10 protein-coding genes are annotated in these 13,437 nt (G+C 44.0%); all 10 read right to left on the bottom strand.

The genetic code is table 11. The annotated features are described in order from the left end of the window. Positions 1–93: 93 nt before the first annotated feature. A complete protein-coding gene (locus tag NSS67_RS13220) occupies positions 94–1,764 on the bottom strand; it encodes an extracellular solute-binding protein (RefSeq protein WP_339319956.1) in 1,671 nt (556 codons plus the stop codon). After that, positions 1,761–3,164, bottom strand: a complete 1,404-nt coding sequence (locus NSS67_RS13215; protein ID WP_339319955.1) for a response regulator — start codon at positions 3,162–3,164, stop codon at positions 1,761–1,763. Before NSS67_RS13215 ends, NSS67_RS13220 begins: the two co-directional genes overlap by 4 nt. Beyond that, positions 3,157–4,902: a histidine kinase gene (locus NSS67_RS13210; RefSeq protein WP_339319954.1), complete on the bottom strand. Its 1,746-nt coding sequence runs from the start codon at positions 4,900–4,902 to the stop codon at positions 3,157–3,159. The genes NSS67_RS13215 and NSS67_RS13210 overlap by 8 nt, the downstream gene beginning before the upstream one ends. A gap of 138 nt (positions 4,903–5,040) precedes the next feature. Then, entirely contained in the window at positions 5,041–6,879 is a 1,839-nt protein-coding gene (locus NSS67_RS13205) for an ABC transporter substrate-binding protein (RefSeq protein ID WP_339319953.1), read from the bottom strand. A gap of 91 nt (positions 6,880–6,970) precedes the next feature. Further along, on the bottom strand, positions 6,971–7,867 hold the full coding sequence (locus NSS67_RS13200) for a carbohydrate ABC transporter permease (protein WP_339319952.1): 897 nt from the start codon (positions 7,865–7,867) through the stop codon (positions 6,971–6,973). A 17-nt stretch (positions 7,868–7,884) separates the two neighbouring features. After that, on the bottom strand, positions 7,885–8,844 hold the full coding sequence (locus tag NSS67_RS13195; RefSeq protein ID WP_339319951.1) for an ABC transporter permease subunit: 960 nt from the start codon (positions 8,842–8,844) through the stop codon (positions 7,885–7,887). Positions 8,845–9,607: 763 nt separating this feature from the next. After that, complete coding sequence (locus NSS67_RS13190) at positions 9,608–11,146, bottom strand: MDR family MFS transporter (protein WP_339319950.1); 1,539 nt, start codon at positions 11,144–11,146, stop codon at positions 9,608–9,610. A 42-nt stretch (positions 11,147–11,188) separates the two neighbouring features. Beyond that, on the bottom strand, positions 11,189–11,845 hold the full coding sequence (locus NSS67_RS13185; protein WP_339319949.1) for a hypothetical protein: 657 nt from the start codon (positions 11,843–11,845) through the stop codon (positions 11,189–11,191). Continuing rightward, entirely contained in the window at positions 11,838–12,524 is a 687-nt protein-coding gene (locus tag NSS67_RS13180; RefSeq protein WP_339319948.1) for a hypothetical protein, read from the bottom strand. Before NSS67_RS13180 ends, NSS67_RS13185 begins: the two co-directional genes overlap by 8 nt. Before the next feature lie 11 nt (positions 12,525–12,535). Further along, positions 12,536–13,180: a YhbD family protein gene (locus tag NSS67_RS13175; protein WP_339319947.1), complete on the bottom strand. Its 645-nt coding sequence runs from the start codon at positions 13,178–13,180 to the stop codon at positions 12,536–12,538. Positions 13,181–13,437: the final 257 nt, after the last annotated feature.

The raw sequence follows: 13,437 nt of genomic DNA, 5'->3' as shown, positions 1-13,437 counted from the left end.
TGCTCCCGTTTCCTTGGTGAGGACACTCCACTTTTCCAAAATCAGTCCATTCACTCCGCTACTTTTAGAGAAAAAACCTATATCATCCCGTGCTTACTTCATATTTACAGTTTCAGCAACTTCTTTCGTAATCTCTTCCCCACCTAGGCTCTTCCATTTCTCTACAAAAACATCAAAGTCACTAATCGATGAATCGCCCACAATGATATTCAAAAATGCTTCACTCTCCAAATTCTGAAGTTCCGTCCACTTGCTCTTCATTAGTTTGGTGTTTCCATAAAAGACTCCCCGCACTCCCTCAATAGCCGTTGAGGTTAAGACGGCAACGCCGTATTTATATGCATTCGCTGCTTTCCAGCCTTCTAGATCTTTCTTTGGTTGTTCAGTGTCCTCCACCCATTGATCATAGATGAGACGGGTATCTGGATTTAATGTATCCGGGTCTATTTTGCCATGTAAAGCTTGCTGAATATCTGCATAATGTTTCTCTATTGCATCCGAATAATCAATTAGCAAGTCAAACGGATAATAAGCACGCAGCTGAATTCCTGTTTGCGCAGAGAAATCATCCAACTTCTTAACTTCCTCCGAATTAGGGTCTTGTCTTCGCTCAAGTCTTGTAAACACGTTTAACTGCTTCATAATCGCCTCTGGATGCTCGAAACCTTTACGTACAACAAGGTAACGGTCTGTTACCGGAGCCAAGTGAGCAACAAATTTACCCGAATCATCAAGTGGAGCTGCATACGCTCTCCATTCTGCTTTAGTATCGAGAGCAACCGCCTCTGACAAAGGATAATATGGCATCCACCACGGGCCAAAGAACATCCCTGATTTCCCTGTAATAATAGGCTCCTGAGTTTCTTTATAAAGTGCAAAATTGGGGTCCAGCAACCCTCTTTTATACCAATCAGCCAGCTTGGCCAGCGCTTGTTTGGTCTCAGGTGTAATGGATCCGTATACGATGTTTCCAGCGTTATCTTTAATCCAATTGGTAGGAAAAGCATGCAATGCACTAAACACACCATCCAAACCATTTACTAATGGCTTTGTCCCATAAATGATATTCTTGTAGCCGCTGAGCCCAACAGTATCTCTTTTTCCATTGCCATCGGGGTCTTTCTCAATAAAAGCCTTCGCAATGTTCTTAATATCTTCGAAGGTTCGCGGTGCGTGCAGCTCCAGTTTATCCAGCCAATCCTGACGCACCCAGAGTAGAACAGGCGAATCCGCATCAATTGCTACATTAGGTAATCCGTATAATTTGCCGTATCGAGAAGCATCGGATAATGCCTCCCCTTGAGTAGAATTGTACATATCCTTAATTAACTCAGAGCCATATACTTCGTAGGTCTCTGTAAGGTCTTCTATCATGTCATTATCAATAAGTTTCTTCAATTGATCTCGATCAACAACCATCGCATCCGGCAAATCATTGCTATCGATCGCAAGCTGTGCTTTTTGATAAAAAGCATCTTCACCCTTCGCTTCCCAAGAGTGAACAACCTTGATATTCGTAATGCTCTCCAAATAACGGGTGATCGGATTATTATCGTTGCTGTCACCTGTATTTAGCCTGGAATCGGGAACCTTGAATCCTATTCGGATCACGATCGGATCTTCATATTTGCTATACGTTACAGAAGCATCTTCGACCTCTCCCTGAGGATTTCGAGTAGAATCTACTGTTTTACTCTGGTCACGGCATGATGTAAGTCCGATGATCATTACAAGTAGGAGGAAGTAGCTCCACAATCTCATCATTGACCCTTCCCCTCCGCACGATATTCACGCGGCAGTTGACCAATGCGTTCCCTGAACAGTCTACTGAAATAACGGTCATCTTCAAAGCCAGACCTTGAAGCAATCTCACAAACGGGCAGTGAAGTATCCAGCAATAATGATTTAGCCAACTCAAGCCTCATCCCCCGTAAGCATTCACCGAATGTTTCCCCGGCAAAACGAGCGAAGCATTGACTGAAATAACCACGGCTCATATTAATTTCAGCCGCTACGTCACTCTGATTGATTTTGTCACCTGCATGGCTCTGCATGTAACGAACTGCGCGAATAAGGCAAGACATAACCTCTTTAGTCAATCCTAGCTCGAGCATTCTCCTTCCCACATGATCAGAAAATCGGCGCAGCCAGGTCTTCCAATGGCACCAGTTCAAGTTATACGAAATATCCCGTTCCAGTTGAATAGCATCCTCAGGCTTCAAAATTAAGAAGCTCCAGCTTTGCAAAAGGGAATGTGCGAACGTTAGAAATCTATCCTGCCTTGGCTTCTGCAAGAGGATATTCGCCACAAAATTCTCCCATTCATTTCCATCAATCGTCCACTTGAGATTTTGAGCCTGCACGAATAGGTCAGCTTCATCCGATTTTAAATTGGGAACCACTATTTCCTTCTCTAGTTCCTCATAATTCAGAGAGGTCAGTTCTTCAGAGCTAGAATGATAAAATAGCGTATGCCAAAGCTTCGTGGTGAGCTGCTCCTCCAATTCCTGTAACGACTGATCCCTTAACCCACTGACGAGCGCGGTCTGCCATTTCCCAGAAAGCTGACTCTTAAGCTCACGCCTACCTTCTTCTTCCGAGAAACGGTGAAGCAAGGGCGACATCCACATCTCATGAAAGGTAATCAACGGATTATTCTTCACGAAGGATAGATGAAATAACTCTTTTTCATTACAGTGATCGCTTAATGGCAAATAGAGCAGTGCCTTGTCTGCAGCTATCCTTTTTCCTTCACCATGAACAAGTGCACCCCGTGTATTGTCCTCCCATTTGATACGATCGACTAGACGACGTATAGTCTCATCCGCATTCTCCATCTCTAACAGAGTTTTGACAATATAATCAACGGCTCCTAAACGCATGGCCTCCTGCACATAGTCAAACTCATGATGACAAGTAAGCACAACACAGCGAATACCTGCGAAACTCTGCCTCACTAGTTTAATTAGCTCGAACCCAGAAATACCGGGCATAGTCAAATCTACAAATAGCAGATCCACTTCCTGTTGTTGAAGTAGCTCCAAGGCAGATTTGCCATCTCCCGCCTCACCAACAATAACGACCCCTAAGGATGACCAATCGATTAGAGAAATGAAGCCTTTCCGCACAAGTCTCTCGTCATCTACCACTACAGCCTTAATCATCGAAGTCCTCCTTACCTTTCCTCGGAATCACGATAGATACAACCGTACCTTCCCCTAGCTTGCTGTACATCTCTAGCTTCATTTGTTCTCCATAATAGGTTCTAAGCATCCGGTTCACGTACGAGAATCCGATTCCGAGCCCCCGTTTCTTGGCGCCATCCTCTGACAACAGCTGATCTAACGTATCCGTATCCATTCCAGCCCCGTTATCTTTTACACACAGCTGAACTTCTCCTTCGCCATGCTCTGTAATCAAGACATCCACCCTGCCATTATCACTTAGTCCATGATAAATCGAGTTCTCTACAAGAGGTTGAAGTAAAAATCTGGGGACTGCCACATACAATACATCCTCATCAGCCTCCACATTAAATTCAAATTCATAGTCATAACGGATACGCTGTAGCTCCATATAATTTCGGATCGCTTCAATTTCCTCTCCAATCGTAACAATGATGCTTTGCTTGCCCAAATTATAATGAAGCACCTTTACAAGAAGAGTGACTAGCTTATCAATCTCCTTCTGACCGTTAAGCCTTGCCATCCACTGCACCGTATTTAATGTGTTGTGCAAAAAGTGAGGATTGATCTGGCTGAGCAGCTTCTCAATCTCGAATTGGCTCTTCTGCTTCTCATTATGGGCCACTGCAACAATCAGCTCATTCACCTGTTTCTTCATCTGTTGAAAGTTACTAAGCACGAAATCAAACTCTTCCACATTCGTGTAGGCAACTGGAGATGTGACATTTTCTGCCATTCGATTGATTTCAAGGTTGACCTTGCGCAGGGGACCATAAATCTTTTTCCAAATCATCCAAGCCAGAACTCCGGCAAAGAGTAGTGTCGAGAACGCGAGCAGGATCATTTTATAGAACCAAGAATAAATTTCACTGTTGAATTCGGACTTTTTAACTACTGCAATAAGCTTCCAGCCCTGAGGACTCGCATATCGAAACAGATGATATCCGGTAAGGGTTTCATGTGAGAGATTGGAGCTGCTTCCCGCTGCTCTGATAATCCCTGAGGGCAATTTACCATCAATTACATAAGTGCTAGCTCCCTGTTGATTAACAAGTAGATGGTTTACTTTCATCCCATAAGATTCCTGATTAAATATTTTGCGAAGCAGGCTATAATTCGTCTCTAAATAAATATATAACTTATGCTCACCTGGTACGCGCACAATGCGCTGTTCTGAGAACACGAGATTATCGCCGACGGCATACATCGTGGGATGCGGCCCATAATAATCAGCCCCGTTATATCGCATAAAAGAAGGTAATGTACTGATATCGAAATTTCTACGCGCACTCATATTCGTGAACAGAACCGGATCATCACTGCTTGGCATAATGTAGGCTGTAAGTCCAATGTAGGGATTCGTGAAATTAACGAGGTTGATCTTCTGGTTGATGGAGTTCATCATTTGCGATTTGCGATAAATTTGCTTTTCTTGAATAAAAGAGGACATTTCTTCCACGATCTGACCATCTAGCGCAAACTGTTTAGAGGCAAAATCCATATTGTCGATGGCATTCTCCAAGCTAGAGGCTTCCTGTTTCAGGCTTGCACTTATACCATTGCCAATTTTTCCTGAAAGAATAGAATAAATAGAGGTATAGGTTACGAATCCTACTAAGAGAAGTGGAAGTAGAGTTCCGATAACTAGATAGATGAATAAGGTATTACGTAAGGATTTGACAGCTGGGGGATGATTACGCTTAAGTACTCTTACCATCCGAATGATCCTCTTCCCTCTTCTTGTAAGCGTTCTATATTTTTAATGAGAGAATACCACATTTATCCTTAATTGAATAGAATAGGGCAGAACAGCTTCCGCGCCGCCCTACCCTATTTATATTTTTCTAATCGAAACTTATTTCACACTTTTACGAGCCTCGAACAGTTCCTCTGCCTTTTTAATCGAGAAATCCATAACTTCGGCATAGCCGAGACCATTCACCTTGTCATGCATTTCTTTATTCAATTTGTCATATTCGGCTTGATCTTTAGCAAATACCATTTTCCAAGAAATTTGTTGAATGACCGTACCGATTTGTTTGTTCTTTTGCTCCAGCGTTTTGTCCATCATCAATGGTTCTTTACCAGTGAAGCCTTGTGGCGCGACGGCCAATAAATTATTTTTCTCAAAATACTCCTTAGGCGTCAGAACGCCCATCTTCGCTCTCCAATCACTATCAAGCTTAGACGGATTACGCTCTAGGGTTGTCGTCCATAGATTGTGATCGTATGGCTCTTTGTTGTCTGGATTCACCATCGCCGGAACTACAAAAGAGAAGTTCATTTGATTAGAACCGTAGTAGTAGTCACCACCACCATATTCTGCAGGCACTTGTGTATTCTGTTGATCGGCGTAAGCCTTCCAGCCAAAGTCAGTCACGACAGGTTTACCGCTTGCATCCATATCCCAAGTCAGACCTTTAGGTCCGTTAGGTACCGCTGTTCCGCTTCCTGCAGAGATCATTGCACCTTCCGGAGTGTACATCCAGTTGATGAATTCCATAATTCTTGCAGGTTCTTTAGCTTTTGCACCGATTGCTATAATACCGTTACCACCGTATACATTGAAGCCAGTGGAATACATCAGTTCATCCTTGAACGGAACTAATGCAAACCCTTTACCTTCTGCTGTTCTTTCCGGTGTATTGTAGTTAGCAGCTCCAAGCCATGGGAACCAGGAGAACAACAGACGACCATCTTTAAATTTCGCTACAACATCGTCGAATTTTTGAGTCATAGAATCCGGATCAACCAAGCCCATTTGATTAGCTTCAAAATACAGTTTAAGCGACTTCATGTACCAGCTATCATCGGATAAGAAGTCATAATACTTCTCTTCGTCTGCTTTAACATACACGGCAGTGTCAGGAATTTCGTCATAGCCCATCATGTTGGCGAACTGTTTAGCCAGTGTCATTTTATAGTTGCCATCCCAGTCAGACCACATCGAGAAGGCATAGGTTTTCTTCCCTTGCTCATTCTTTGGCTCAAGCTCTTGCATTTTTTTCAGCACAGGCAGATAATCTTCAATCTTTGAAATTTCAGGTGCTCCGATTTGTTGGTAAAGATCAAAACGCAGGTCTGGCCCCCAAGTCATGTCTTTTCCTTCAGAAGGTCCGGACGGATTTGAAGCTACATTGTTCCCGATGCCAAAAACTGATGATCCGCCGCCAAAAGCAACCTTTGCTTTCTCAATCGCCTTTGGGAATGTACTCCCAATGTCTTTTCCGTATTTATCAAGAAGCCCGTCTTGTGTCCAGTCTAAGAGCAGCTTTCCTTTGATCGCATTTGGATAATGGTTTTTGTCATCGCCGAAAATAATGATATCCCCAAGATCTCCGGAAGCCATCATTGCAGAGATTTTGGTATCTCCACCTGTCAGGTTTGAAGCTACAATATCCATCTCAATATTAAACTTATCTTTGATGATTTTGGCAAACCATCCGGTTTGTGGACCCGCATAGTTAGCTGTTGTAGAGAACACGGTCAGCTTCAGCGGCTTGGAATGATCAAGTGCTCTGTCATCCGGTGCTGCTGTTTCTTCCGCCGGCGCATTCGTGGCAGTGGACGTGGGCTTCTCTGTGCTCGTGTTTTTGCCCGAGTTAGCCGTCGTATTATTCCCCCCGCCACAGGCTGCCAGAACAAAGACCAGGATTACGGATAGCATGACAAGCGATGCTCTTCTTAGTCTCATTGCTTTAAACCTCCCTTTCGTATCTTCACTTATAGTTCAACTCTGCTCGTAGCAGAGGAAAACTTCTATTCGTGACCGATTCGGTAACTCATTAGCCCTTAACCGCACCGATCATAATTCCTTTGACAAAGAAGCGTTGGAAGAACGGATATACGATTAGGATAGGTAATACGACAATCATCGTCACGGTCATCCGTACCGAGGTTGGAGTCTGCATATTCGCTGCACTAGCGGCCATATCAGGTGAATTACGAATTAAAGCTGCGAGCGAGCTGGACTCGTTCAAATAACGCCATAACAAGAACTGGAGCGTGTAGTACTTCGTATCTGTCATCAGAAATGCCGTATCAATGAATGAGTTCCATTGATTCACTGCGGAGAAAATCGTAATCGTAGCTAGAATTGGCGTAGTAAGCGGTACAATAATGCTCCAGAACACTCGCATGTAACCTGCACCATCCATAGATGCTGACTCTTCTAGTGATGGTGGGATAGCCTCCACAAAGGTTTTGACCAGAATGATGTTAAAGGGTGTAATAATTGTTGGCAAAATATAAGCCAGATAATTATTGGTCAGATGCAAATTGTGCATTGTAATATACCAAGGAATCAGACCTGCGCTAAAATACATCGTAACCACGACACTCCGGTACCAAATACTTCGGCCCCACATTTCCTTTTTGGTGAACAAGTATCCTAGAAAAGCTGATGACCCCACAGTAAGCAACGTCCCGACAACCGTTCTATACACAGAGACTGTTGCCGCATGTCCTAGACCGCTAATTCTTAGTACCTTGCTATAGTTATCAAAATGGATCTGTCTTGGATAAAATTTGATATACCCCGCTGCGCTAAGATCATTCGAGCTGATCGTATTGATGAACAAATAATAGAATGGGTAGATGCATGAGAGGGTGAACAATCCAAAGAGCGTATAGATCATAATCTGGAAGATAAGTTCTCCAGCCGTTAGTTTTTTCTTTCTCAAATGGGATCACCCCTGACTTAAATGATAGATTCGTCACGCACCATCTTAGACAACGTGTTCGCTGCGAATAGTAGAATTACACTGACAACCGATTTCAACATGCTGACGGCCGTGGCAAAAGGAAAGTTGTTCGCGAAAGCGATGTTGTAGACATAAAGATCTAGCACTTCAATGGAATCCTTATTCATCGCATTTTGAAAGGAAAAGTACTGCTCCATCCCGTTATTGACTAGATTACCTATAGAGAGCAGCAGCAGGACAAAAAAGGTTGGGATCAAACCAGGAATGGTAATATGCCAGATTTTGCGGAACCGACTTGCACCATCCACTTCAACGGCTTCGTATAATTCCTGATCAATGCCTGCGATTGCAGCAAGATAGAGAATGGCACCCCAGCCTAACGATTTCCACCAGTACCAAACGATCATCGTGACCCAAATATTTGAGCTGGAAGCTAGGAAATTATATCCTTCATCCACTATTCCAAGCTGCACCAGAATGTGAGTGATGACACCGTTATCTACAGAGAACAACGAGAATGCCAATGCGTAAACCAGAATCCAGCTGATAAAGTTCGGAATCGTTGTTAATGTCTGCACCAACTTGCGATACCAGCCTGACTTAATCTCCGTCAACATAATGGCAAAGATCACTGGAAAGATGGATGTAATTAATCCGAGTGAACTCATGGCAAGCGTGTTCTTCAGCACACGCAGAACCTCTGCGGTCTGCGTCGGATTGGATACGATCGTCTTGAACCATTTCAACCCGACGTAAGGCGTGTCTGACAACGGTATACCGGGAATGAAATCATAAAAGGCATAAATCCATCCGCTGATCGGCAGATAATAGAAAATAAAGGTGACCACAAGAAATGGAAAAGCCATGAAGAACAATTTATGTTTGTTCTTCATCTTCCAGCGGGATCGATGAACCGGATCGACGCTGGGAAGTAATTCACCAGAAGGTACCCCCATGTCGGAATCTCCTATACCCAGATTTTGATTACGCTTTCAGATTATCAGAACCTAAGCGTCCACCGAGATAGAGCGCAGAACGACCTCTCAGGAGAACCGTCAGATGCTTGTGAACCAAATTCGCAGCACAATCGACCGTTTTCTACGTCTTCGCTATGGGCCTAGTGATGGAGAACACATATGCCTTTCGGCTTATAAAAAAGCCGTATCTCGGAAGTTCCCGAAATGCGGCTGCTGATGCAGAGTTCAAAAACATTGCTGTTTGTGTGCTACAAACTACTATGTATGCTGCGAGATACTATATAGGCTATGTACTACTATCTGCGCTCGGTCTGCTACAGTGGTCTTTCACGTCTGACAATTGCTGCATCGGACTCAGATGCACCTATTTCGCAGATTTATCACATTTTTTCGTGCTATCGGACTCAGTTGCAGCTATTCTCTCTAATGTAGGCCAAATACGAGCAATTTGATGCCAATAAGAGCCATCCAGTCCGAAACTACTGCAAATTGGCCAAAAAAACGGGAATAGCGACTATACGGTCCGCAACCCTCCATCCACAATATCAACGTTGTCTAATCGGGAAGGCCATATCAACAAAAGAGCAGCCCCCAATAGGAAGCTGCCGCATTACTTTAAATCCTAGTTTGTTAACACCAAATACCACTGTAACCCATACTGTAGTCCGTACTGCAACCCACGATTAATCCACATGACAATCCACGCTTAACCCATACTGCAATCCGTTCCTTCCACAAAATCCTAGTGCCCAGACACCTGAACATCCCCCGCCGCGGAAGCATCCATCTTTTGACGTCCCATAAAGAATGAAGCTAATAATGCTAAAGCTGCAGGAATCACCGCCCAAGCAAAAGTGTTTACAATGGAAGAGGATAACCCCTCAGTAATCTTCCCCAGAATTTCAGGTGGAATGAGCGCCCTAGTCTCCGGTGAGAGCAATGCATGTGGGTCTTTAAAATCCATAGCTCCCGCCGGAACCGCTCCTCCATCACTAGCCGAGAGTAGCTTGGTAAGACTGCCTGAGAAATAGTGACTTTGAATGATACCGAAGGTAGTAATGCCTATGGTCATGCCCAGTGCACGAATGAAATTAAGTGTTGCGCTAGCTGAGCCACGTTGCTGTGCGGTCAATCCGTGAATGGATGCCGTACTTAGCACTGAGAATGAAGCGCCAATCCCTAATCCAATCAAAATCATATACAACGTAACAAGCAGTCGCGAAGCATCTGGCGTGAGTGTCGCTACAAGTCCAGTACCGATCACCAAAAGTGCGAATGTAGGAATCAGCAGGCTGCGGTAACTGGTTTTTGACATTAGAAATCCGCCCATCGTAGCTGTAACCACTGAGCCGACCATCATTGGCAGCAATACAAGTCCTGAATTTGTAGCTGATCCGCCCAATACCCCTTGAATAAAGATCGGAATATACACGGAAGCCACAATAAAAGCTGCCCCGCTAAATAAAGCACAGATAATGCTCACCGCGTATAATCTTTTTTTGAACAAAGCAAAGGAAATAATCGGTTCTTTCGCTCTTGTCTCTACAAAAAGAAACACAGCTGCAAGGATAACAAAGGCCGCAAATAAACCAAGAATCATGGACGAATCCCAAGCATATTCCTTCCCGCCAAGCTCCAGCGCAAACATTAAGCAGATGACTGAACCTAGTAGCGTACCCGCACCCAACCAGTCGATGGGCTGTTTTGAATGCTCATGCGATTCTTTATAAAAGAATACGACCATTGCAAAAGCCAACAGACCCAGCGGCAAGTTAATATAAAATATCCACTGCCAAGCAATATGATCTGTGATATACGCACCTAGCAAAGGACCGAATATACTCGACAAGCCGAATACAGCACCGAATGCCCCGCCCAGCTTACCCCTAGTCTCCAGCGGTACTGCATCGAACATGATGGCAAAAGCGATCGGCACCAGCGCACCACCACCAATTCCCTGAATAGCCCGGTACGCAGCTAACTGCGTAATTGTGTCAGCCGTTCCGCAAAGCGCCGAACCCGCCATAAATACGATAATCCCAAAAATAAAAAACTTCTTGCGACCATACATATCGGACAGCTTGCCGAAAATGGGCATACCCGCCATCTCGGCTACGAGATAGGCTGATGTGACCCAGACAAATTTGTCCATTCCGCCAAGTTCCCCAACGATATTCCCCATTGCAGTAGCAACGATGGTGCTGTCCATAGAGGCCATCAGAATTCCTAGCAAGAGACCTGCGATAACAATGCCCAAATTGGGTGATTTGACAGCACTCATATGTTCCACTCCTCATTATCAAAAAAATCTATAAAGCTGTCTTTATATCTTCACTTTTTGCTTCACAGTTGCATGCTTATGAACTTCTAGGGTATCTCGGAATTCCACCGTTTCTATTTCACAGTCCGGGCCAATGATTACCCGTTCTCCCCTTACCATACTCGCCTTTGTACTGATCAGCTCAATAGCATCGCCTTCGATTAGCCCCGCTTCAAACAGGATTTTCGAAGTCGGCTTCATCATATGCAGCAGCTTTCCAGCTTTACTCTTCTTGACGGTTATGATACTGCCCCCGACCTCCTTCACAGAGCTTGGGCCATAAAGCTTAATCTCCAAATGCTCAGCACTAAGTAATCCAGCTACGCTGAGAGCACCAGAAATTAGCAGCTTTTCACCTTCACAATCACCCTTCACATCCAGATTTCCGTAGATATTAAGCTTATCGATTTTTACAGAGGCTGCTTTTATTTCACCCTGTCCACGTAAGGAATCTCCTTCCAGACTACCTTCGAGCGCAATTTCGCCAGTTATTTTCATTTGCTTCATATGCAGATTACCAACGATATTGGCATTTCCAGTCAGACTCATCTTCTCGCATTTCACATCTCCGGCAAATTTGCATTCTCCAGTGATCTTAACATCTTTAAAAGAACCACCGGCTGAAGACGTTGTTCCAATTATTTTCAGATTATCATTCACCGACCTTCTCCACCTTTCCGACCTTGGCCTCAGGATGCACTGTAATTTGTTCGCGATACTCTACCCGTCCGAGTGTACAGCCTGGTCCAATAATGACAATATTTCCTCTGATGATATCCGCAGTTGTGTATTCTACATCTATAAAATCTCCCTCGATCGTTCGAGCACAGAGCTCCGGTCGAAGTTTAGGGATGATCCCACTAAACATTTTACTCCAAAACCCATTATTCACTTGTCGTATCACGAGGCTCTCCACACCGATTTCATTGGCCTTCCCCTGACTCTGCAGTTTGAAATCCACATGACCGGCACTGAGTAAACCACCAACATCAAAGCTGCCTTCACCTACGAAATCCTCAAGCTCACAATCGCCTTTTACACTCACCATTCCGTTAAGGGTACAGCTTTCACCTCGAAAACTCTTACCTACATTAAGAACCCCATCCACCTTTAGGGTGCCAAAACGCAAATTCCCCATCACTTTGATGACCCCGTTGCATTCAACTTCTTCTGCTGTGAGATCATCATTCAAATTCATATGCCCATTTCCTTTAAACATTCGCGCTACAATCGGACCGACTACTTTACCTACACCATCCATATTTACGTTGTTGTAAGTACCTCCGGCTCCACCACTAACCCCGTTTATAATCAAATCAGGTAGCTGATGTTTGTCCATTACTCTTCCTCCTATTCAACAAGCTTGTAGGCAAGCTTACCTTTCAATTGTTCAATCAAATCTGCATATGCCATTTTACTGACCAATCTAACCCCTTCATCAAACCATAACTCCGCAGGCGCTCGTGCCAGAATGAAAGAGGAAACTCCCATTTTCCGGACAAAAAACAACTCCCAGCTTCCACTCTCGAGCCGCGAAACTTTCTCCTCTAAAGTACGAAACAGAAGCTCTGCCTCCTCCATACTCATCTCCCCAGCACTAAGCAGGCGGTCTACAGCGAATAAATGAACGAGCTGATCAACAGTATATTTACTTTCATCGTCGATACTTTCTCCAAATTTCCTCAATGTTGTCGTCGAAACAATGTTACGTTCTATAATTTCCTTAGTAGTTACACTCACCTTCTCAAAGGATGCCTTATCCGATAGCTTATCAGCCATTTCATCCAAAGAAAGTCCATCTTTCATATTCACAATGTTGTCAATCCGCGACAAGATTTTCTCTTTAGGAAAAAAAGTCTCTTGACCAGTAAAGGTAGATTTACGGATAAACCAATCCTCGGGAATTAACTGCTTCCGCTTCCAGCGGTACAATTGCCCATATGAAATGCCGGTTAAATCCAGCAGCTGCTTCTTCGAAATCAAATCATCATCCATACGTGATCACTCCTTGAGAACATCGTAACATAACACTGTTACGTTGTAAATAAAACACTCCCCCTTAAACCTTCAACTACAACAAATCATTGCATTAAAGTTTCCCTCCAAGATTTTACAACACAGGCAAAGAGTGAACCTCCGTCTAGAGAACGATTTCCGCGCTCAGCACAAAAAAGCAGACAGCTCCTAATGGTAAGGAAACTGTCTGCTCTAATACATCATCTATCGTTAACTATTTACTACGCAATTCCTAT

Source organism: Paenibacillus sp. FSL R10-2734, assembly GCF_037963865.1.
Taxonomy (GTDB): Bacteria; Bacillota; Bacilli; order Paenibacillales; family Paenibacillaceae; genus Paenibacillus_AQ.
The sequence above is the reverse complement of the archived record's forward strand: the minus strand, read 5'-3'. Positions and strand labels throughout refer to the sequence as shown.

Coding starts and splice junctions, on each gene's coding strand:
- NSS67_RS13205 (WP_339319953.1), bottom strand. CDS start 6,879: ATGAGACTAAGAAGAGCATCGCTTGTCATGCTATCCGTAATCCTGGTC.
- NSS67_RS13220 (WP_339319956.1), bottom strand. CDS start 1,764: ATGATGAGATTGTGGAGCTACTTCCTCCTACTTGTAATGATCATCGGA.
- NSS67_RS13215 (WP_339319955.1), bottom strand. CDS start 3,164: ATGATTAAGGCTGTAGTGGTAGATGACGAGAGACTTGTGCGGAAAGGC.
- NSS67_RS13210 (WP_339319954.1), bottom strand. CDS start 4,902: ATGGTAAGAGTACTTAAGCGTAATCATCCCCCAGCTGTCAAATCCTTA.
- NSS67_RS13175 (WP_339319947.1), bottom strand. CDS start 13,180: ATGGATGATGATTTGATTTCGAAGAAGCAGCTGCTGGATTTAACCGGC.
- NSS67_RS13180 (WP_339319948.1), bottom strand. CDS start 12,524: ATGGACAAACATCAGCTACCTGATTTGATTATAAACGGGGTTAGTGGT.
- NSS67_RS13195 (WP_339319951.1), bottom strand. CDS start 8,844: ATGGGGGTACCTTCTGGTGAATTACTTCCCAGCGTCGATCCGGTTCAT.
- NSS67_RS13190 (WP_339319950.1), bottom strand. CDS start 11,146: ATGAGTGCTGTCAAATCACCCAATTTGGGCATTGTTATCGCAGGTCTC.